This window comes from Actinopolymorpha sp. B9G3, from assembly GCF_040120725.1.
In the GTDB taxonomy this organism is placed as follows: Bacteria; Actinomycetota; Actinomycetes; order Propionibacteriales; family Actinopolymorphaceae; genus Thermasporomyces.
The window spans coordinates 1-20,021 of the sequence record NZ_JBEEAB010000043.1 but is presented as its reverse complement, the minus strand read 5'-3'; the positions used below and the strand labels follow the sequence as shown (position 1 = coordinate 20,021).

Below are 20,021 nucleotides of genomic sequence, written 5' to 3'. Positions count from 1 at the left end.
ACCGACTCAAGCAATGGCGCGGCATCGCCACCCGCTACGACAAGTACGCCATCACCTACCTCGGCGGACTCACCCTCGCTGCCGCCATCCTCAACTACCGCCAGGGTTTAGGAGACACGGCCTAGTCCTTCTAGGGCCTAGGCAGCCGAGCCCGACTTGCTCGGTGTCGCAGAGCTGGAGCTGGAGGCTCCCGACGAGGATGAACTGGTCGCTTTGTCACCGGACTTGCCGTCACTCGACTTGCTGCCACCGCTCGACGAGGCGTCCGACGATCCGCTGCTGGACGAGGAGTCGCTGGACTTCGACTCGCCGTTGGAGCTCGAGGACTCGGACGACTTCTTGCCACGGCCGTCGGACCGGCTGTCGTTGCGGTAGAAGCCCGACCCCTTGAAGACCACGCCCACGGCGCTGAAGACCTTGCGCAGCCGGCCGGCACAGGTGGGGCACTCGCGGAGCGGATCGTCGGTGAACTTCTGGACGACCTCGAGCTGCTCGTCGCAGTCGACACAGGCGTACTGATAGGTCGGCACTGCTCCTCCAGTCAACATCGCCGCCATGTCCGAGGGCGGCGGCCAACGCAGCAAAGATTAGCACTCCCGGCACCTGACTGCTAAGCGCCGGCAGCCCCTTCCGGACGCTCTCCCCGGCCCTCGCGGCCGGGCTCCGTCAGTCGAACGCGCGCAGGTCCCGGTCGGTCGCGAACCACAGCGCTTCCGGCAGGTCGAACGTCGCGAAGGCGTAGTTGCCCATCGGAAGCCAGTACGCGTACTCGTCGGGGGTGGAGCCCTGCCAGACCAGGACGATCCGCCAGGTATCGACGTACAACGTCCATACCCGGCGCTGCCGAACGGTCCCCTCGTCGTCGAACCGGTAGACGCGTTCGAGCTTCACGAGATTGCCGAGGACGTCGTCCTTCTCGGTCTCGATCTCACAGCCGGTGAGCTGCTCGAGGCCGGCGTCGATGCCCTCCCGCAGGGTCGGCAGGTCTTCGGCGACGACGCGTTCGTCGAGCTTGGTGATCCAGGCCGCGAAGTAGGTCTGCGGCGACTCCCCAACCTCGGGGGCGTACATCACGCCTTCACGGTCGTCGGCGAGCTCGAACTCGTTCCAGTCCGAGGGATACCGGAACGAGAACCGTCCGAGGGGGTCCTTGTAGGTGGTGACGCCGGTGAATCGGGGGCGTCCCGTGCGTACGGTTCCAGTCACGATGGTGTCCCTTGTGTTGCTTCCTGAGCAGCCGCCGCGGCGACGACTTCGGGCGCCTTGATCTCCGTCAGTCGGGTCGTGCCCTTGAGTGAGAGTTCGTCGGCGAAGTGGCAGGCCGCCAAGTGCGTTCCGCCAACGTCACGAAGCGGTGGCGCCTCGGTCTTGCAGATCTCCTGGGCGTACGGGCAACGCGGGTGGAAATAGCACCCACTGGGCGGATTGGCCGGGCTGGGAACCTCGCCGGCGAGCAGCGTCGGCCGGGTCCGCTTGCGTGGATCCGGTTGCGGCAGCGAGGACAGCAACGCCTCTGTGTAAGGCATCTTCGGGTTGTAGAAGAGGTCGTCGGTGGTGCCGACCTCGACCACCTTCCCGACGTACATCACCGCCACGCGGTCGGCGATGTGCTCGACCACGCTGAGATCGTGGGAAATGAAGAGGTACGTCAGGTTGAACTTGTCCTGCAGGTCCTCGAGCAGGTTGAGCACCTGCGCCTGGACCGAGACGTCCAGCGCCGACACCGGCTCGTCACACACGATCAGCTTCGGGTTGAGGGCAAGCGCGCGGGCAATGCCGATGCGCTGACGCTGGCCGCCGGAGAAGGCGTGCGGATACCTGCTCGCGTGTTCCGGACGAAGACCGACCACGGTGAGCAGTTCGGCGATCCGGTCGCGCAGCTCACGGCCACGCAACATGTTGTTGATCACCAGAGGTTCGGCGATGATCCGCCCGACCGTCATGCGGGAGTCGAGGGAGGAGAACGGATCCTGGAAGATGATCTGCATCTCCGGCCGGATCCGCTTGAGCAGCTTGGAATCGGCCTTCTCGACGTTGATCGCCCCGAGCTCGTCGTGGTGGTAGATGACCTCGCCCTCGGTGGGTTCCTCGAGGCGCAGGATCGTCCGCCCGGACGTGCTCTTGCCGCAGCCGCTCTCGCCCACCACCGCGAACGTCTCGCCGCGCGCGATGGAGAGGTCGAGACCGTCGACGGCCTTCACCTGGCCGATGGTGCGCTTGAAGAAGCCAGCCTTGATGGGGAAGTGCTTCTTGAGTCCCTTGACCTCGAGCAGCGTCTTCTGATTGTGCGGAGTCTCGCCCACGATTCCTCCTACTTGGCCGTCGTCGCGGACGCCACCTCGGCCGGTGTGCTGCCGGGGTAGAGATGGCACCGTACGCTGTGGTCGGTCTTGTCGGCGATCGCCGTCTCCTCGGGCAACACCGTGTCGCAGAGGCCCGGCATGGCACTGGGACACCGCGGGTGGAAGGGGCAGCCCGGCACCTTGGAGTACGGATCGGGAACGGATCCCTTGATCACCTCGAGCTGTGCTCCGCGGTTCACGCCGATCCGCGGGATCGAACGCAGCAAGGACACCGTGTAGGGATGCTTCGGGTCGTGGAACAGGTCGTCGACCGGTGCCCGCTCGACGACTCGACCCAGATACATCACCACGACCTCGTCGCAGAGCTGGGCCACCACGCCCATGCTGTGGGTGATGAACATGATCGACATTCCGAACGACTCCTGGAGCTCACGCATGAGCTCGAGGATCTGCGCCTCGGTCGTCACGTCGAGGGCGGTCGTCGGCTCGTCGGCGATCAGCAGTGTGGGCGTACACGAGAGCGCCATGGCGATCATCGCGCGCTGCCGCATGCCGCCGCTGAGCTGGTGCGGATAGCTCTGTGCGATGCGGTCCGGGTTGGGCATGCCGACCCGGCGGAGGATCTCGACGGCCTTCTTCTGTGCCTCGGCGCGATCCGATGTCTGGTGGAGCAGGACAGCTTCCTCGATCTGGTTGCCGATCGTGTAGACGGGATTCAGCGACGTCATCGGCTCCTGGAAGATCATGGAGATCTCCTGGCCGCGGATACTCCTGATCTCGGGACTGCCCGGATCGAGGCTGGTCAGGTCGACGATCTCGCTGCTGTCCGCATCGTTGTCGACCTGCCCGGACGCGCCAGCCGCAGGAGAGGGCCGCGATCCGCCGGACCGGCGGCGCCTTGGCCGGAACAGGATGTCGCCGCTGACGATCCGTCCGGGCTTCTCGATGATCCGCAGGATCGCCCGTGCGGTGACGCTCTTGCCACATCCGCTCTCGCCGACGATGCCGAGAACCTTGCCCCGCGGCACATCGAAACTGACGCCGTTGAGGGCGTTCACGACTCCGACCGGCGTCGGGAACTCGACGTGGACGTTGCGGACGCTGACCACCGAGTCCGTGGACATCTCGGTGTCGGGTGTGCTGATGGTCGCCTCACTCATCTGGACTTCCCTGCCTCCTAGCGCCGGTGGATCGTGCCGGTTGCCCGCCCCACGAACCCTCAGCCATAGGGGTCCACCGCGTCTCTGACTCCGTCACCCAGGAGCTGGTAACACGTCACCGCGAGAATGACGGCCACCGCGGGAATGAGCATCCAGGGATACTGCGTGACGACCTGAATCTTCTGTGCGTCCTGAAGCAGGACTCCCCAACTCACCGCCGGCGGCAGCATGCCGATGCCGAGGAACGACAGTGAGGTCTCGGCGATGATGGTCCCAGGAATCGCCAGCATCGTGACGACCACGAGGTGACTGACGGAGTTCGGCACCATGTGCGTCAGGATGATCCGGCTGTGCCCACTGCCCGCCGCGCGCGCGGCGGCCACGTAGTCGGCGCTCGAATACGCCATCACCTTTCCGCGCACCTGGCGGGCGAGGCCTGCCCACGCCACCAGCGACAGGATGATGGTGATGAGGAAGTACCGTTTCGTCACGGTCATGTCTCGGGGGAGCACCGCGGCCATCGTCGCCCACAGCGGCAGCGTCGGCACGGACAGGATGATCTCGATCGCCCGTTGGAGCAGGTTGTCCACCAGGCCGCCGAAATAGCCCGAGATCGTGCCGATGACGGCCGCGAGGATAGTCGCGACGCTGACGCCGAACAGCCCGATGGTCAACGAGACCTGGGACCCGGCGAGGGTTCGGCTGAAGACGTCACGCCCGTCGATATCGCCACCCCACAGCATCAGCTTGGACGGCTCCTTCGCGGTCAGCAGGTGACGGTCGCTGGGGATCAAGCCCAATATCTTGTACTCGTAGCCTTTGCCGAACCACTCGACCTTCGACGCCTTGTTGCAGTCGACCTTGTATTCGAAGGTGAAGTTCTCCTCGTTGAGTGTCTGCGTCTGCCCGCAGATGGCGAGACCGCCGTCCCAGGTGAGCTTCGACGGTGCGGCGTTCTTGAGGTTGGAGTCGACGGCGGTCGGGTCGTTGGGCGAGAGGAACGGAGCAAGGAGCGCGATCGCGTACATCACCAGCAGGATGAGGCCGCCGGTCACCGCGAGCTTGCTCTGCTTGAAACGTCTCGCCATCAGCCGCCACTGCGAGACCTCGCCGACGTCGCTGCCCTTTTCGATCGGAGCCGCCGTCACGTCGTGCGTGGGTTCGGAAACCATGGCCATCTGTAGTTACCCCTCACTCGGCGGAACGGGCTCGAGGATCGACCCACGCCAGCGCGATGTCGGCGAGCAGGTTGCCGATAAGCAGCAGTACGGACAAGATCATCAGAATGCCGACCGCGAGATACATGTCCTGGTTGAGCAGTGCTCGCAGGAACAGCGGCCCGATCGTGGGAAGGTTCAGCACGATTCCCACGATCGCCTCACCGGAGATGATCACCGGAAGCGTCGTACCCAGTGCCATGATCAACGGGTGAACGGCATTTCGGACCGCGTGCTTCCAGATCACCCGCCGCTCGAGCACGCCCTTGGCGCGAGCTGTCTGGACGTACTGCTGGTTCAGGACGTCGAGGAGGTTCGCCCGCATCACGCGGGTGAGCCACGCCGTGCTTCCGGCGGAGATGACGACCAGCGGAATCCAGAGATGCTTGAGCAGGTCGACGACCTTGCCGACGCCCCACGGCGCGTCCTGGTACTCCACTGAGAACAGTCCGCCGACATCCGCACCCAGGAACCGGGCAGCGAAGACCAGCACGATCAGCGCCAGCAGGAACTCCGGGATCGCGACGCCGATGAACTGGATGAGCGTGATGAGGTAGTCGGGTAACGAATATCGATGGGTTGCTGAATAGACACCTATAGGTATCGCGATGAGCCATGCGAGAGCGGTCGCCCCACCGGCGAGCATGATCGTGAAGCCGAGCCGGCCCCAGATGAGGTCCGCCACCGGGGTGCGTTCGGTGAACGACTGGCCGAAGTCGCCCTTGACGAAGCCGCCGATCCACTTGCCGTACTTCACCATGACCGGGTCCTTGACGCCGTAGCGGACCTCGAGCGCGGTGATCTGGTCCTGCGAGACGTTGTTGCCGATACTCCGCAGGCGTTGGATCTCAGCGGTCAGCGCGTCACCGGGAGGCGCCTCGATCAGGACGAAGCTGACGATCGAGACGATGAACAGCGTGACGACCATGTAGAGGCCTCGGCGCACGATGAACGCAAGCATGGCGGTTGTCTCCCGGTCGTTGGGTCCCCGTCAGGACTAGCAGTCGTACCCTCCAGGTACGCGCCGTGGGACCGGGAGGCGATCGGTCCCACAGCGCGTACGGTCTCGGTCAGATCGCGTGCTCCTCGGGCTTCTGCCAGAAGTAGGTCTCGGGGTCATAGACCGCAGGAGTCGGGTGGATCCACGGGTTGGCGAATCCTCCGAGTGCGAGGTTCTCCTTCCGTGGCACGTTTCCGAGATCCTTCTTGGCGAGGATGACCCGAGGTGTGTTGGCGACGACACCCATGAAGAACGGTCCGTCGGTGGCGTGGATCTTGATCATCTCCCAGACCAGCTGGTGCCGCGCCATCTCGTCGGGCTCGACCTTGGTCTGGTCGTAGAGGTCCCACAGCTTCTGGATCGGTCCGTCGGCCTCTGGCTCCATGCGTGGTGGCGTCCGCTTGAAGGGTTCGACGTTCAACTGCTGCTTCTCGGCCGGCGTTCCCCGGACGTTGTACATCTGTCCTTCCAGAGGCGCCCAACGCGACGGCTCGAGCGGCACCAGCCACTGAGGGTAGACGAGGTGGTTGGGACCGTCGCCGACCTCCCACGCGCTGTGGGAAGTGAGCTCGCCGGCGTTCCACTGGTCGGCGAAGGCCTCCGGCGACACGGGGTTCTGCGTCGCCTTGATGCCGATCGCCTTCCAGTCCGCGACGAGGTACTGGTTCTTGGACTTGTGCTCGTCGTCGGTGTCGGCCGGGAAGTCGAGGCGGACGGTGAGCTTGTCGCCGTTGGGATACTCGCGGAAACCGTCGCCGTCCTTGTCGACGACGCCGATCTCGTCGAGGAGGGCCTTGGCGCCTTCGACGTCGTGCTGGACGAAGGAGTCCCGCCACTGCTTGTAGACGGTCTTGCCCTCGTCGTTGATGAGGTACTCGATCGCCTTGGGGCTCAGCGTGCCGGTGGTGAGTTCGCCGGTGTTGAAGTAGAGCGCCTTCTGGATCTCAGTCCGATTCACTCCGAGAGACAAGGCCTGACGGAACTTCGGCTCGCGGATGAGCTCGCGGAAGTTCTCGTCCTTGTGGTCGTAGTTGAAGAAGAAGATCGAGCTCGTGCCCGAGCCGCCGTCCCAGAGGATCACGTCGAGCTGGGAGGTCGACTCGGCGTTCTTCATGGTCGAGATGTCCGCCAGGCCGATGTCGGAGAACTGCCCTTGTATGTAGTCGACCTTGCCCTGCTGGGCCTGCAGCTTGCCGACCTCTGGGTCCTGGACCATCGAGAAGTTGAGCTGGTCGAGATAGGGCAGCTGGTCACCGTTGGGCATCACGACGTAGTAGTACGGGTTGCGGTCGTAGACGACGTTGCGGCCTTCGTTCAGGGTCTTGAGCTTCCACCCGGTCATCGTCGGGCAGTCAGGATTGCGGGACCAGTCGACCTTGAGCTCGAACTCCTTGCCCTGTTCCGCCCAGTCCTTCTCCACGTCCTTGTTGTACTTCGGGTGGAACTGCTCGGCGTAATGCCTGGGCGCCATCCACTTCGGGCCGTTCCCCACGGTGCCGTTGACCCACATGGCCAGCCGGTCTGCGGTGAGCGGGGTCGGCGCGTCGAAGGTCATCACCAGGGTGGTGTCGTCCGGAGCGGTGAACTTCGCGAGCGTGCCCTTGCCGGAGCGGGCCTCGTCCGGGGGAACGTCGGAGTGGTCCTCGTTGATGACCATGTCATCCCACCAGAACATGATGTCGGCGGTCGTCCACGGCTCGCCGTCGGACCATTTGAGCCCCTTGCGGAAATGCAGGGTCCATTCCGAGGCGTCGTCGTTGGACTCCCAACTCTCGACGAGGCCCGGGCCGATGTCGAGCCCGTCGTTGAGATAACGCAGCAGGGAGTAGCCGTACATGAACTCCTTGACCGATCCATCGACCGGGCCGCCGGTGCCGGGCTTGCTGATCAGCAACGCCTGGCCACCGAACTTGCCGGGCTGAGCCCACTTGTGCGGAATCACATATGGGTTCTCGGGAAGCCGCTCCTCGATGGGAGGCAGGTCGCCTGACTTCACCATGTCGGCAAGCATGGGCGCCTCGTTGAACTTGGCGGGCTTGCTCAGCGGCTTGGTTTCAGATCCTTTGGCCGTCGAGCCACCGGTAGGCGCCTTCGTCTCCTTCGAGCCGGAGGGAGTTCCGCTCGAACAAGAGCCGAGCATGACCGCGCCGGCCGCGGCGGCGGACGTGTAGAGGAACGTTCGGCGGTTGAGCATTGCCTGGCTCATCTGGGGTACAAAGTCACTCATCGCAGTTGCGCCCTTTCTTTCAACGGGCTAAGGGCTTACGTCCTGGGGAGCTGCCGGCGGTGCCGGCGGGGACGCAAGCTCGGAGTGTGTGGGCGCCAGGCGACCCCACCGCGGGACGGGTGTCCGGTCCCGGTTGCCATGGCACTGGGGGATGAAGCGATTCGCCAATGGTGGTCGAGAGTTGGCCACCACTGCCACGACGCCGCCGCCACGTCCCACCATTCGTTGGGTGCGCGCGTGTCGTGGCGTCGGTCATGCCCGGCTCACGGAGGTCTGCGAGGCGCGGTTGCGACGCGGCGTCCGTGATGGGCGAACGGCAACGAACGGACTCCGGAGAAGACTTCTCCGGAGGCGCCGATGAGTTGCCTGCCTGCTATTTGTCATCGTATTGCGACCGTCTCGTTACCTCTTCCGGGCATCGTGATGCGCCGACCTTGAACAGCTTCAAGGCCCGCGCAATTTCGGGCATGTTAATGCCCTGCAGGCCGGGGTTCCAAGGGGCTGGATCAAGTTGAGACCGACTTTCCTGGGTGGACTACGGGCGGTCAGGACTGCGTAGCGGTGCGTGGTTCAACGTTGGAGTGGGCCGTCGTGTCACTGCCGTGACCGCATTGCACGGGCATTGCGTCTCCGTTGCACTGATCGCCGCCCGCTTTGCTGGGAGCCGCCCTGCCAGCGACCGTACTGGCATCGATGCCACACCTGCCGGCGGGTGCGTGCCAGAAATGGTGCAAGCACAGCAGTGCCGGTCTGGCAAGGAGAACCGGCATCCTCACCTGGCCACTACTGGCCCACCCTGCGTGGCGGCTCCCGGGCCACCGTCCGGCCCGGGGCCTTCTGGCTCACGCCGCGGATGGCCCGGCTTCACACCATGAAGGCAACGAGTGGAGCCTCGATGATGGCGATTCGGCGGCGGGACGTAGCCATTAGGCTGCGGAGGGTGCGACGACCCCTTCTGACCCGGCTCGTGTTGGGCCTCGCGATCATTCTCGTCTTCGCCCTCGTCGCCTCGGCGGGTGCGGTGATCGTGAGCGTCCGCAGGTCGCTGCCCACCTACGATGGCCGCGCCGCCCTACCCGGACTGACGGCCAAGGTTGACGTGCGTCGTGACACCCTCGGAGTGCCACAGATCTACGCCGACTCCTCCGAAGATCTCTTTCGGGCGCAGGGATATGTCCACGCGCAGGACCGGTTCTTCGAGATGGACTTTCGCCGTCATCTCACCGCGGGCCGGCTCGCTGAGTGGTTCGGCCGCGATCTGGTGGAGACGGACGCTCTGGTGCGTACCCTCGGCTGGCGGCGGGTGGCTGAGCGCGAGTTCCCGTTGCTCTCCGTCCAGACGCGCGGTTATCTCAACGCCTACGCCGACGGAGTGAATGCCTACCTTGCCGAACACAGCGGTTCTCGGCTGTCCGTCGAATACACCCTCGGACGGCTCGGGCCCGGCGAACGCCCCGAGGCATGGACACCGGTCGACTCGCTCGCCTGGTTGAAAGCCATGGCGTGGGACCTCCGCGCCAACCTGGACGACGAGATCGACCGCGCCCTGGCTTCGACCAAGCTGTCGCCCCCGCGGGTCGGCGAGCTCTATCCCGCCTACCCGTTCGACCGACACACGCCCATCGTCGCGGACCGGCGTGCGACGCCGGCGAGTGTCGCCCGCAGCCCGGGACGAGCCGCGCTGCCGGCCGGCACTGCCGACGCGTTGCGAAGGGTACGTGAGCTGCTCGATGCGAGCGCGCCACTCGGCGTCGGAGGCGGTATCGAAGGTGGTGGCCGCGGCCGCGACGGAGAAGGCATCGGAGGTGGCGGTGCGGGGGCGGACGGGCGTTCCGGCCTCGGCTCGAACTCCTGGGTGATCGCAGGGAAACACACCAGCACCGGCAAGCCCCTTCTCGCCAATGATCCACATCTCGCGCCCACGATGCCCTCGGTCTGGCACCAGACCGGACTGCACTGCCGGCAGCTGTCCCCCACCTGCAGGTTCGACGTCGCCGGGTTCGGCTTCGCCGGCGTGCCAGGCGTTGTCATCGGCCACAACCATCAGATCGCCTGGGGTTTCACCAATCTCGGCGCCGACGTCATGGATCTCTACGTCGAACGCCTGGACGGCAACACCTACATGTACGACGGTGAACGTGAGCCGCTGTCCACGCGCCGGGAGCTCATCGGGGTCAAAGGTGAGGAACCGGTCGGAATCGAGGTACGCGCGACCAGGCACGGACCCCTGCTCTCCGACGTTCACGACCGGGTACGCCGTGCCATGTCCCGGTCGGCCACTGGCGAGGAGGCGCGCAAAGGCGGTTGGCAGACGGGTGTGTCGCTGCGCTGGACCGCCCTCGAGCCCGGCCGCACCGCCGAGGCCATCTTCCGGTTGAACGCCGCCCGCGACTGGACGCAGTTCCGGTCGGCCGCCGAGCTTCTGGAGGTGCCGGCACAGAACCTGGTCTACGCCGACGTCGACGGGCACATCGGCTACCAGGCACCCGGCCGGATCCCGGTCCGGCGGGAAGGCACCGGCGAGTGGGCGGTGCCCGGCTGGACGACCAGGTACGAATGGGACGGCTGGGTTCCCTTCGACAAGCTGCCGTCGGTGCTCGACCCGGAGCAGGGCTACCTCGTGACCGCCAACCAGTCCGTCGCACCGGCAAGCTATCCGTACCGTCTCACCGACCGGCCGGCCTACGGCTATCGCAGCGACCGGATCGGCGATCTCATTCGTACGGCGATCAAGAAGCAAGGCAAGGTTGACACTGCCACGATGCTGCGCATCCAGGCCGACACGTACAACGCCAATGCCGCGTTCCTCGTGCCGTACCTGCAGAAGGTGAAGGTCGACGGGTTCACCGCGCAAGCGCAGGAGCTCTTCGCTGGTTGGGATTTCCGCCAGGGCGCGGACTCGGCGCCGGCGGCGTACTTCAACGCGGTCTGGCGCCACCTGCTGGCGTTGACCTTCCGCGACGAGATTCCGCAAGGTGCGTGGCCGGGTGGAGGCGACCGGTGGTATGAGGTCGTGCGCCGGCTCGCCACCCAACCCGACAGCCCATGGTGGGACGACGTACGTACGAAGAAGGTGCGTGAGGACAGGGACACGATGTTGGCCAAGGCGATGGTGCGGGCCAGGGCGGAGTTGACCAAGGACCTCGCCAAGGATCCGACGCGGTGGCGTTGGGGAAAACTGCACCAGCTCGAACTGGTCAATTCCTCGTTCGGATCGAGTGGGATCGGCCCGTTGGAGCGCCTGTTCAACCGGGGCCCGTACGAAGTGGCCGGCGGATCCGATGCGGTGCTCGCGACCGGGTGGGACGCGGCGGGGGAGGACTACTCGGTCACGTCCGTTCCGTCGATGCGGATGGTCGTCGACCTCGCAGACCTCGACCGGTCGCGGTGGATCAACCTCACCGGTGTGTCAGGGCATCCATCTTCGCCGCACTACAACGACCAGATCGAGGAGTGGGTCGGCGGGAAGACTGTGCCATGGGCGTTCACCAGGCGGGCGGTGACGAAGGCAGCCGGGTACCACCTGGTCCTTGCGCCATGACCTCTCGATCCCTTCGGCCCCTTGTTCGGCGGCTACGGGGGCGGGAAGCGGATCAGACCCGACGGCGTCGCTGCCGCGCGGACGCGCCAGTCGCTGCGGTCGCTGGGCACGGCACCCTCCAGAACTTCGCCGTCGTGGAGGAGTACGCAGCTGAACGCCTCGCGGGCGATCCGCGGCAGCGCGAGGTCGTAGCTGCCACCTCCGCGGCCGAGGCGCATGCCGGTGCGGTCCGCGGCCAGCCCGGGGACGAGCACGGCGTCAGCTGTCGCGACCGCCTCCCGCCCGAGGCGGCGCCCGGACGGTTCGAGCAGGCCGAGCCGCGCGCGCGTCAGCGTTCCGGGCCCGGTGTAGGCCGCCCAGTCCAGGTCGAGGTCACGCCCGAGGACGGGAAGCAGTACCCGGATCCCCCGCCGATCAAGGGCGTCGAGCAGGGGACCGGTACCCGGCTCGGTGCCTACGCCGACGTAGGCCGCCACGACCGCGGCCCGGCTGACTTCGGGCACGCCGAGCAGCACGTCGCACAGTTCGACCGCGGCCGCCTGCAGGTCCGCGGGCCGCAGTTTGCTGCGCTGGAGGAGGATCCGCCGGCGGAGGCGTTCCTTCTCCTCGTGCACGTCGTAAGGCATGAAGCGCCGGCCACGCATGGTTCGTTATCTTTCCTCAACATTTGCCATCGGTGGGCGCGTTCAGGAAATGCTGTGGACAGACCCACCAGACGTGCAAATTTGCTGACCGAGCAAGCATCTCGGGATCTGTGGCAGCCATGCCAGGCGCACGTCCGCCTCGGCGTCGCCCGAACGGCCACCTGCTGCCGCTCAGCCGTCCAACTGCCGGTGCCCGGCAAGCCCGCGCCGCTCGCCGCTCGACGGCGCCGGTCCGCTACCTGCCGACGCCCGCACGAAGCCCGGACGGCCGACGGCGTCCCGACGCCGTTGCCGGGCCGTCGGTGTCCGCCCATCGAGTCAGCCGCGAGTCAGCCGGCTCTACCCGGAATCCGTCGTCTAGGGTCGGGCCATGGTCTACTCCGGTGCATCCGACTTCACGGTCCGTAAGGCCGTCATCCCCGCCGCCGGCCTCGGCACGCGTTTCCTGCCCGCGACGAAGGCGACGCCGAAGGAGATGCTTCCGGTCGTCGACAAGCCCGCGATCCAGTACGTCGTGGAGGAGGCGGTCGCGGCGGGGCTTCGTGACGTCCTCATGGTTACCGGCCGGGGCAAGCGCCCGCTCGAGGACCACTTCGACCGGGCGTACGAACTGGAGGAGGCTCTGCGCGAGAAGGGTGACAAGGAGAAGCTCGCCGAAGTCACCGTGTCGAGCGAGCTCGCCGACGTCCACTACGTACGCCAGGGTGCGCCGAAAGGGCTCGGGCACGCGGTGCTCTGCGCCGCCCAACACGTCGGCAACGCGCCGTTCGCCGTACTCCTCGGTGACGACCTGATCGACGAGCGCGACCCGCTCCTGTCGACGATGATCGACGTGCAGAAGGCCAAGGGTGGCAGCGTCGTCGCGCTGATCGAGGTCGACCCGGCGCACGTCCACCTGTACGGCTGCGCCGCGGTGGAGCCGACCGACCAGCCCGACGTGGTCCGGGTGACGGATCTGGTCGAGAAACCCGACGCCGCCGATGCGCCGAGCAACCTCGCGATCATCGGACGGTACGTCCTGGCGCCCGAGGTCTTCGACGTCCTCGCCGAGACGCCGCCGGGACGTGGGGGCGAGATCCAGCTGACCGATGCCCTGCGTACCCTCGCCGACCGCCCCGACCAGGGCGGGCCGGTGCACGGGGTGCTGTTCCGGGGCCGGCGTTACGACACCGGTGACAAGGCCGACTACCTCCGCGCAATCGTGCGCCTGGCCTGCGACCGGGAGGACCTCGGCCCGGAGTTTCTCGCCTGGCTCAAGGGCTTCGTCGCCGAGGCGACCGAGCCGGAAGCGGCGACGCTCCGGTGAGCGCGGCCGAAGCCGTCCGTGCGGCGGGCGAAGCGCGGGTGGGGATGATGTCCGGGTGAAGAGCGTCGAGGAACATCTGGACGCGGTCCTCGCGGGAGTCCGTGAGCTGCCGCCGTTCGAGCAGCAGCTGATGGACGCGCACGGCTGCGCCCTCTGCGAGGACGTCACGGCCGGCTTCGACCTGCCGTCGTTCGACAACTCCGCGATGGACGGCTACGCGGTACGTGCCGAGGACGTCGCGCACGCGTCCGAGGACGCGCCCGTCGTCCTGCCGGTGGTGGGCGACCTGCCGGCCGGAGGAACTCAGGCGCACGCGCTCGCACCCGGGCAGGCGTTGCGGATCATGACCGGAGCTCAGGTCCCGCGCGGATCCGACACGGTGATCCCGGTCGAGTGGACCGACGGTGGGGTCGCGAAGGTCGCGATCCGGCAGCCACCCGGTGACAACTCCTACATAAGGCGTCGCGGCGAGGACATCGAGACCGGACAGCTGCTGGTCGCGTCGGGCACACACCTGGACGCGAAACAGATCGCCGTCCTCGCCGCCGCCGGCCGGGATGTCGTCAAGGTCCGTCCCCGGCCGCGCGTGGTCGTACTGTCCACCGGATCGGAGCTGCGCGAGCCGGGTCAGCCTCTCGGCGACGGTCTGATCTATGACTCCAACAGTTATACGTTGGCCGCCGCGGTCCGCGAGGCGGATGGCATCGCCTACCGCGTCGGCGTCGTCGCCGACGACGAGCGGACGTTCATGACCGTGCTGGAGGAGCAGCTGGTCCGCGCCGACCTGGTGGTGACCAGCGGGGGAGTGAGCGTCGGTGCGTACGACATCGTGAAACAGGCCCTTCGCCGTCTCGGCACGGTGGAGTTCACGCGGGTGGCGATGCAGCCGGGGATGCCGCAGGGTTTCGGCGTGATCGGTGAGGACCGTACGCCGATCTTCACGTTGCCGGGCAACCCGGTGAGTGCGTACGTCTCGTTCCAGGTCTTCGTTCGGCCCGCCCTCCGCGCGATGCTGGGCATCACCCCGGCTGTCACGCCGACGGTGACCGCGACGGCGACGACCGGTTGGCAGGCGTCTGAGGGCCGCCGGCAGTTCACGCGGGTGGAGTACACCGTCGGTCCGGACGGACGGGGGCTGGTGCGGCCGGTGAGCGGTCCCGGCTCGCACCTTGTCGGTGGGCTGGCGCGGGCCAATGCGCTCGCCATCGTGCCCGAGGGTGTACGTGAGGTGCCCGAGGGTGGGGCGATCGAGGTGATGGTTCTCGGTGCGCCGCGATGACGTACGCCGAGATGACGTGCGCCGAGATGACAGTGCGCTGTTGGACGAGGAGCCCTTCACGCAGGAGGCTCGTTTGGATGAGGGCGCCTCTCAGGCGAGGGCTGATTGGATGAGGGCGCCCCTCACGCCGCCCTATGGGGTGAGGGTGCCCCTCACGCGGCGTTCACGCCAGGCGGGGTCTGGGTCAGGAGAGGAAGCGAGCTGATGTCCGAAGAGCCGGCGTTGACGCATCTGGACGACCGTGGCGCGGCCAGGATGGTCGACGTCTCGGCGAAGCCGGCCAGCGCCCGCACCGCGCGGGCCACCGGCCTGGTCCTCGTCTCCGCCGAGGTGATCGCCCTCCTGCGCGGCCCCGGCGTACCCAAGGGCGATGCGCTCGCCGTTGCCCGGATTGCCGGGATCATGGGCGCGAAGCGGACGCCCGAACTCGTGCCCCTCTGCCATCCGATCGGCATCACCGGAGTCGATGTTGACCTCACGGTGCTCGACGAGGGCGTGGCGATCGCCGCCCGCGTCCGCACCACCGACCGTACGGGCGTCGAGATGGAGGCTCTCACCGCCGTCGTGACTGCGGGGCTCGCCGTCGTCGACATGGTGAAGGCGGTGGATCCGGCGGCGGTGATCACCGACGTACGGGTCGAGGAGAAGACGGGCGGTACGTCGGGGGACTGGCGGCGGTCATGATGAGAGCGTGTGTGGTGACGGTGTCCAACCGCGCGGCGGCGGGTGTCTACGCCGACCGGGCCGGGCCGATTCTCGTCGCGGGGCTGCGTGAGCTCGGGTTCGCCGCCGACGAACCCCTGGTGGTCCCCGATGGCGAGCCTGTCGTGACGGCGTTGCGGGAGGCGGTCGCCGAGGCGTATGACGTGGTTCTCACCACGGGAGGTACCGGCCTGAACCCGAACGACCAGACCCCGGAGATGACCCGTCGGGTGCTCGAGGTCGAGGTGCCCGGACTCGCTGAGGCCGTGCGGGCGTACGGTGTTGATCACGGGGTACCCACCGCGGCGCTGTCACGCGGGCTGGCCGGCCTGGCAGGATCGACGCTCATCGTCAATTTGCCGGGCTCGTCCGGCGGCGCCCGGGACGGGATGGCGGTCCTGGCACCGGTCTTGCGGCACGCGGTCGAACAGATCCGGGGCGGGGACCACCCGGGTGCGCAGGGCGGACACGATACGCAGGGCGGGAACGATACGCAGGGCGGGGAAGGTACGCGGGGCGGACACGATACGCGGGGCGGGAACGATACGCAGGGCGGGGAAGGCACGAAGGACAAGCACGGTGGTCAGGACAAGCGCGACGCGGTGAGTGGGAGCCAGTGAAACACGCGGGGAGGCAGAGCCTCCGCCGGCCGTGGCCGGTACGGCTTTCCGAGGGACCAGTCGGGCTGCGGCCCCTCCGGACCCGAGACGCTGGTGCCTGGCGGCAGGTGCGGTCGCGCAACCTCGCCTGGCTGCAACCGTGGGAGGCGACCCCGCCTCCCGGTGTCGACCCGCGTCCCCGCAGCTTCCGCGCCATGACCCGCTCGCTCCGCGCGCAGGCGCGGGTGGGGCTGTGCCTTCCGTTCGTCGTGACGTACGCCGACTCCGGGTCCGATCCGGATGCCACCACCGCCCGCGCGGAGCGACTGGTCGGGCAGCTCACCGTCAGCGGCATCACGCTCGGTTCGGCCCGTTGGGCGCAGATCGGGTACTGGATCGACCAGGCGTACGCCGGCCGCGGCATCATGCCGACGGCTGTCGCGCTCGCGTGTGACCACTGCTTCTTCGTCCTGGGTCTGCACCGGATCGAGATCAATATCCGGCCGGAGAACGCCGCCAGCCTCAGGGTGGTGGACAAGCTCGGGTTCCGCCGTGAGGGGATCCGGCCGCGGTACCTCCACATCGATGGTGACTGGCGCGACCACGTCGCGTACGCCCTGCATGCGGAGGAAGTGCCTGAGGGCGTGCTCACCCGGTGGCGGCGGAGGCGGGCGATGGAGGAGCGGCACCGCGGCACCTCCGCGCCCGGCACCTCCGCGCCGCAGCAGGGTCCGTCGGCCTGACTTCCGCCGTCGGTGGAAGGCACTCTCACGACACACCGTCTGACCTGCACGGTAAAGCGCGGTCGCTTGCGTACTTTTCTACCCGTGGGTACTGGGCTGATCTACGCGGCGATCGTTGCTGCCTGGGCCGCCTACCTTGTTCCCGGGTGGATTCGGCGGCACGAGGAGGTGGCCGACGCGGCACCGGTGGTCGACCGTGCGCCGCCGCCGGTACGCGTGCTGGCGCGGCGCCACTCCGGACGCGGTGCGACTGCTGACCTCTCCCGCGACGCGACGGGCGACGACGAACGACGACCCCCGGTGTACGGGCCGCCGCGTTCGGGTGCTGCGCGCCCGTCGTCTGTCGTACGCCGTCGGCGGCGCGTCCTGGTGGGACTGATCGGGCTCACCACTGTCGTCGCGGTGCTCGGTGCGTTCCGGCTCGCCCCGTGGTGGGCGCTCGCGGTGCCCGTGGGAATCGTCGCGGCGTACCTCCTGATCTGCGCGGTTCTCGCCCGGGGTCATCGCAGCCAGGGCGTGCGGGCTGTGGCGTCGGCCTCGCCGTCCAGCGCGACGGAGGGCAAGGGTGCCGCGAGGGCTTCCGGATCTGCCCGATCCGGGCGCGCTCCGGCCGCTCATGGTGTGGTCCGTACGACGGCCGCGCGGTTGGCCGAGACGGCGGACTGCCCGGTGCCCGACGCGAGGACCGTGTCGGTGAGGGTTGACCCGTCGTTTGGTGCCGGTGCTGGTGCCGGTGCTGGTGCCGGTGCTGGTGCCGGTGCTGGTGCTGGTGCTGGTGCCGGCGGCGGTGGCGTGCCGGCCGCGCGGGAGCCGACCGACCCTGGGCTGTGGGATCCGGTCCAGGTGCCCCTGCCGACATACGTCACGAAGGCCAAGGCGACCCGCACGGTGCGTACGGTCGAACTCGGCGAGCCCGGCACGTGGTCATCGGGGCGGTTGCCAGAGGCGGAACTCCTCTCCCGGCCAGAAGAGTCCGTGATGCTGCTCGATGAGACAGAGCAGCCGGGCCCGGCCCCCGACGAAGCACAGTCTGACGCCGGGGAGTCTGAGCGTCGCCGTGCTGTCGGGGACTGAGCCAGGCGGACGGACTCGAGGTCTCCAGGCTGTCACTGTCCGGGGACTGTGCCGGCGCCAAGGGCTTGCCGCCGATTCGTCCGGTGCGCCGTGCTATCGTCTTCGTCGGTCGATCGCCGCCTTTGAACGTTTGTCAGAAGTGCGGCTCGACCGCCCGGGGGCTGTAGCGCAGTCCGGTAGCGCACCTCGTTCGCATCGAGGGGGTCAGGGGTTCAAATCCCCTCAGCTCCACCCGCAAACCCGCAGGTCAGAGGCCCTAGTTGCGAACGCAACCAGGGCCTCTCTTCATTGAATGTCCGATTCTGGGAGCGAAATGGGAGCGAAGCCTCCTCAGGACGCCCTGCTAGACCCTTCGAAGGTGCTCCGGCAGCACCGGCCGCTCCAGGGCAAGTGGCTCAGGGTGAGGCAGTGACATGGACAGAGTGTGCGCGCAGGAGCCGGGCGACTGTCACTCCCTCGTCACTGGTATATCCGCAGGTCGAAGGCTAGCGAGTGACAGAGTGACAGGTGTGACGGTGACGCCATGTCCTGCTGTCACTCAGGACCATCGGCCGGACCGTCATCTGAGACGGCGGCGCAGCTGCCACACTTGCCGAACCTGGCTCTCTTTTGATCAAGGCGCCGCTGACGCGGCGCACCGCCCGGCCGACGCCCTTGCGGGCGGCGCCGGGGCGCCGTCCTCGGGCTCGCCGGGCGGACAACGGGCGAACGATCGCCAGATGATGCGGTGGCTGGCCTGGCAGGGATTCTGACCGCCCCGCCCTCCTCGCACGCCAGTCTCCGGCCTCCACTCCACGCGTCAAGACCGCCTTCGGCGTCACGCGTGATCGGCTCCGCCGAGTCTTGACCCGCTCCGCTCCGGACTTCAATCTGGCTGGTTGCGAGGATGACGGGGAAGAGTGGTCCGCGCCATCCGACATACGGCGGTAGCCCGTCCGGAGCGGCGGTCACGGCATCATGAGCAGCATGCCAGCCTTCGAAGAACGACGAGCTCTCACGGATGACGAGCGCGCGGTCATGGAGCGAATGCTGTCTGTCGATGTGCCGGGAGCGAGGGAGCTACGGAGCCAACTTGGCCGGGTGGAGGTAGTGAGTAGATGGGCTGAAGGGTCGATCTCGGTCAACCTCGAGCTAGTCGGCGATGCTGCCCCGGCCGCGGTCCCGGACGGACCGCTCCCGGTCGATGCATGGGCATACGACGAGTTCGGAGCGCCCATCGGCACAGTTCTAGTTTGGGTGAGGAACGGCAGGCTCTCGGCCCTGGAGTTCGGTTGGGTCACCGACGAGCCACCAACCACGTGGCCGGCAGTCGAGCGAATCCGTGTCAAGGGATAGAGCTAGTGACGGCGCTACGAGACCAGCCAGCCATGACCAAGGTCACCGGCCCGCCGTCAGGCTCCTCAGGTCGGTTAGGAACCCGGCGCCGGCCGCGAGCCCACACCGACCAGCAGCCCACCTGCGACCGCGACGACCAGACCGAAGAACAGCACAAGCGCCCCCGGACCTGGCGTGATCAACATGGCCACGCCGGCGATCGAGAGAAGGCCACCAATACCGAGCCCGGTCCAGCCAAGGAGCCGTAAAGGACGACGGTTCATCGAATCCTCCCAGCGAGTGGACGCAGCGTACCGGGCTAAGGGGCAGCCCACCACGGGGCAGCTCGTGTGCCAGATACATGCCAGATGACGCGGCGGATCATGGTCCGTCACGGTCAACAGCGGTCACGTCCGCGCCGTCCGCCGCCGAGCCGATCGACGCTCAATCGAGCGTGGGACCCGAAGATGCCTTTGCAAGGCAGGGGTGTGGTGACCGTGACGACGCCGTGCAACCCGCGTGCAATAAGCACGTGGACAGACCTGGACTGATCTGGACATCGGGTACTCGTCCAGACCCCTCGCGAGCGTGAACGTGCGAGCCCTGGACTGATCTGGACAGGTGAGCATGGGTTCCTAACCCGTGTGTCGCGCGGGGCCAACCCGTGGCATCGTCAGGGCGTGTTCCCGTTCGGTCTGGGGGCGGATGTCTGTTGCGGCATGGTGGGCATATTGGCCGAGTTGTCGGGCGTGAGCTGCGCCGGATCGAGCTGTTCGGACATCTTGCGCCGCCCCTGAATGACCTCGGCGTGCATCCGGATGATGTCGACTCTGCCGTCGTTCGTCCAAGGCTCGGGTAGCAGTTTGTGCAGTCGTGCTACTTCCTGCGGATCGGTGACTGGTTCGGCATGTC

18 protein-coding genes, 1 tRNA gene and 1 pseudogene are annotated in these 20,021 nt (G+C 67.3%); 10 read left to right on the top strand and 10 right to left on the bottom strand.

Annotated features, from left to right (window positions below; all coding sequences use genetic code 11):
• Positions 1-125, top strand: a pseudogene (locus ABNF93_RS33815) (IS5-like element ISMt1 family transposase); the annotation flags it as partial.
• Positions 126-137: 12 nt separating this feature from the next.
• On the opposite strand, the gene ABNF93_RS33810 reads toward ABNF93_RS33815, so the two are convergent.
• The 7 genes from ABNF93_RS33810 to ABNF93_RS33780 all read right to left on the bottom strand — a co-directional run bounded on the left by ABNF93_RS33810 (position 138) and on the right by ABNF93_RS33780 (position 7,907).
• A complete protein-coding gene (locus ABNF93_RS33810) occupies positions 138-530 on the bottom strand; it encodes an FmdB family zinc ribbon protein (RefSeq protein WP_349332339.1) in 393 nt (130 codons plus the stop codon).
• A 136-nt stretch (positions 531-666) separates the two neighbouring features.
• A complete protein-coding gene (locus tag ABNF93_RS33805) occupies positions 667-1,206 on the bottom strand; it encodes a PsbP-related protein (RefSeq protein WP_349332338.1) in 540 nt (179 codons plus the stop codon).
• Positions 1,203-2,303 (bottom strand): ABC transporter ATP-binding protein, encoded by a 1,101-nt coding sequence (locus tag ABNF93_RS33800; RefSeq protein ID WP_349332337.1) that lies wholly within the window; start codon positions 2,301-2,303, stop codon positions 1,203-1,205. Before ABNF93_RS33800 ends, ABNF93_RS33805 begins: the two co-directional genes overlap by 4 nt.
• A gap of 8 nt (positions 2,304-2,311) precedes the next feature.
• Positions 2,312-3,463: an ABC transporter ATP-binding protein gene (locus ABNF93_RS33795; protein ID WP_349332336.1), complete on the bottom strand. Its 1,152-nt coding sequence runs from the start codon at positions 3,461-3,463 to the stop codon at positions 2,312-2,314.
• 59 nt (positions 3,464-3,522) lie between these two features.
• Entirely contained in the window at positions 3,523-4,641 is a 1,119-nt protein-coding gene (locus tag ABNF93_RS33790) for an ABC transporter permease (protein ID WP_349332335.1), read from the bottom strand.
• A gap of 13 nt (positions 4,642-4,654) precedes the next feature.
• Positions 4,655-5,641 (bottom strand): ABC transporter permease, encoded by a 987-nt coding sequence (locus ABNF93_RS33785; protein ID WP_349332334.1) that lies wholly within the window; start codon positions 5,639-5,641, stop codon positions 4,655-4,657.
• A 109-nt stretch (positions 5,642-5,750) separates the two neighbouring features.
• Positions 5,751-7,907, bottom strand: a complete 2,157-nt coding sequence (locus tag ABNF93_RS33780; protein WP_349332333.1) for an ABC transporter substrate-binding protein — start codon at positions 7,905-7,907, stop codon at positions 5,751-5,753.
• 940 nt (positions 7,908-8,847) lie between these two features.
• Here ABNF93_RS33780 and ABNF93_RS33775 point away from each other — a divergent pair.
• The gene (locus tag ABNF93_RS33775; RefSeq protein ID WP_349332332.1) at positions 8,848-11,448 is read left to right on the top strand and encodes a penicillin acylase family protein; all 2,601 of its coding nucleotides are present in this window, start codon (positions 8,848-8,850) and stop codon (positions 11,446-11,448) included.
• Between the two features lie 32 nt (positions 11,449-11,480).
• Here ABNF93_RS33775 and ABNF93_RS33770 read toward each other — a convergent pair whose 3' ends face one another.
• Positions 11,481-12,092 (bottom strand): 5-formyltetrahydrofolate cyclo-ligase, encoded by a 612-nt coding sequence (locus ABNF93_RS33770; protein ID WP_349332331.1) that lies wholly within the window; start codon positions 12,090-12,092, stop codon positions 11,481-11,483.
• 370 nt (positions 12,093-12,462) lie between these two features.
• Here ABNF93_RS33770 and galU point away from each other — a divergent pair, with 370 nt between their 5' ends.
• From galU to ABNF93_RS33730, 8 genes are all read left to right on the top strand, one after another.
• Positions 12,463-13,398, top strand: coding sequence for a UTP--glucose-1-phosphate uridylyltransferase GalU (gene galU, locus ABNF93_RS33765; protein WP_349332330.1), 936 nt, complete (start codon positions 12,463-12,465; stop codon positions 13,396-13,398).
• Positions 13,399-13,453: 55 nt separating this feature from the next.
• On the top strand, positions 13,454-14,677 hold the full coding sequence (gene glp, locus ABNF93_RS33760; protein ID WP_349332329.1) for a molybdotransferase-like divisome protein Glp: 1,224 nt from the start codon (positions 13,454-13,456) through the stop codon (positions 14,675-14,677).
• Between the two features lie 204 nt (positions 14,678-14,881).
• Positions 14,882-15,361, top strand: coding sequence for a cyclic pyranopterin monophosphate synthase MoaC (gene moaC / locus ABNF93_RS33755; protein WP_349332328.1), 480 nt, complete (start codon positions 14,882-14,884; stop codon positions 15,359-15,361).
• A complete protein-coding gene (locus ABNF93_RS33750; protein WP_349332327.1) occupies positions 15,358-15,999 on the top strand; it encodes a MogA/MoaB family molybdenum cofactor biosynthesis protein in 642 nt (213 codons plus the stop codon). The genes moaC and ABNF93_RS33750 overlap by 4 nt, the downstream gene beginning before the upstream one ends.
• Complete coding sequence (locus ABNF93_RS33745; RefSeq protein WP_349332326.1) at positions 15,996-16,721, top strand: GNAT family N-acetyltransferase; 726 nt, start codon at positions 15,996-15,998, stop codon at positions 16,719-16,721. Before ABNF93_RS33750 ends, ABNF93_RS33745 begins: the two co-directional genes overlap by 4 nt.
• A gap of 84 nt (positions 16,722-16,805) precedes the next feature.
• Positions 16,806-17,795, top strand: coding sequence for a divisome protein SepX/GlpR (gene sepX / locus ABNF93_RS33740; protein WP_349332325.1), 990 nt, complete (start codon positions 16,806-16,808; stop codon positions 17,793-17,795).
• Positions 17,796-17,952: 157 nt separating this feature from the next.
• Positions 17,953-18,026 (top strand) — tRNA-Ala (locus tag ABNF93_RS33735).
• A gap of 735 nt (positions 18,027-18,761) precedes the next feature.
• Entirely contained in the window at positions 18,762-19,130 is a 369-nt protein-coding gene (locus ABNF93_RS33730) for a hypothetical protein (RefSeq protein WP_349332324.1), read from the top strand.
• 74 nt (positions 19,131-19,204) lie between these two features.
• On the opposite strand, the gene ABNF93_RS33725 is transcribed toward ABNF93_RS33730, so the two are convergent.
• Positions 19,205-19,393 carry a hypothetical protein gene (locus ABNF93_RS33725; RefSeq protein ID WP_349332323.1) on the bottom strand — a complete coding sequence of 63 codons (189 nt, stop codon included), beginning with the start codon at positions 19,391-19,393 and terminating at the stop codon, positions 19,205-19,207.
• A gap of 389 nt (positions 19,394-19,782) precedes the next feature.
• Positions 19,783-20,021: hypothetical protein (locus tag ABNF93_RS33720; protein ID WP_349332322.1), on the bottom strand; the 239-nt coding region annotated here is incomplete at its 5' end.

Coding starts and splice junctions, on each gene's coding strand:
- ABNF93_RS33795 (WP_349332336.1), bottom strand. CDS start 3,463: ATGAGTGAGGCGACCATCAGCACACCCGACACCGAGATGTCCACGGAC.
- ABNF93_RS33790 (WP_349332335.1), bottom strand. CDS start 4,641: ATGGCCATGGTTTCCGAACCCACGCACGACGTGACGGCGGCTCCGATC.
- ABNF93_RS33785 (WP_349332334.1), bottom strand. CDS start 5,641: ATGCTTGCGTTCATCGTGCGCCGAGGCCTCTACATGGTCGTCACGCTG.
- ABNF93_RS33780 (WP_349332333.1), bottom strand. CDS start 7,907: ATGAGTGACTTTGTACCCCAGATGAGCCAGGCAATGCTCAACCGCCGA.
- ABNF93_RS33770 (WP_349332331.1), bottom strand. CDS start 12,092: ATGCGTGGCCGGCGCTTCATGCCTTACGACGTGCACGAGGAGAAGGAA.
- galU (WP_349332330.1), top strand. CDS start 12,463: ATGGTCTACTCCGGTGCATCCGACTTCACGGTCCGTAAGGCCGTCATC.
- moaC (WP_349332328.1), top strand. CDS start 14,882: ATGTCCGAAGAGCCGGCGTTGACGCATCTGGACGACCGTGGCGCGGCC.
- ABNF93_RS33750 (WP_349332327.1), top strand. CDS start 15,358: ATGATGAGAGCGTGTGTGGTGACGGTGTCCAACCGCGCGGCGGCGGGT.
- ABNF93_RS33730 (WP_349332324.1), top strand. CDS start 18,762: ATGCCAGCCTTCGAAGAACGACGAGCTCTCACGGATGACGAGCGCGCG.
- ABNF93_RS33725 (WP_349332323.1), bottom strand. CDS start 19,393: ATGAACCGTCGTCCTTTACGGCTCCTTGGCTGGACCGGGCTCGGTATT.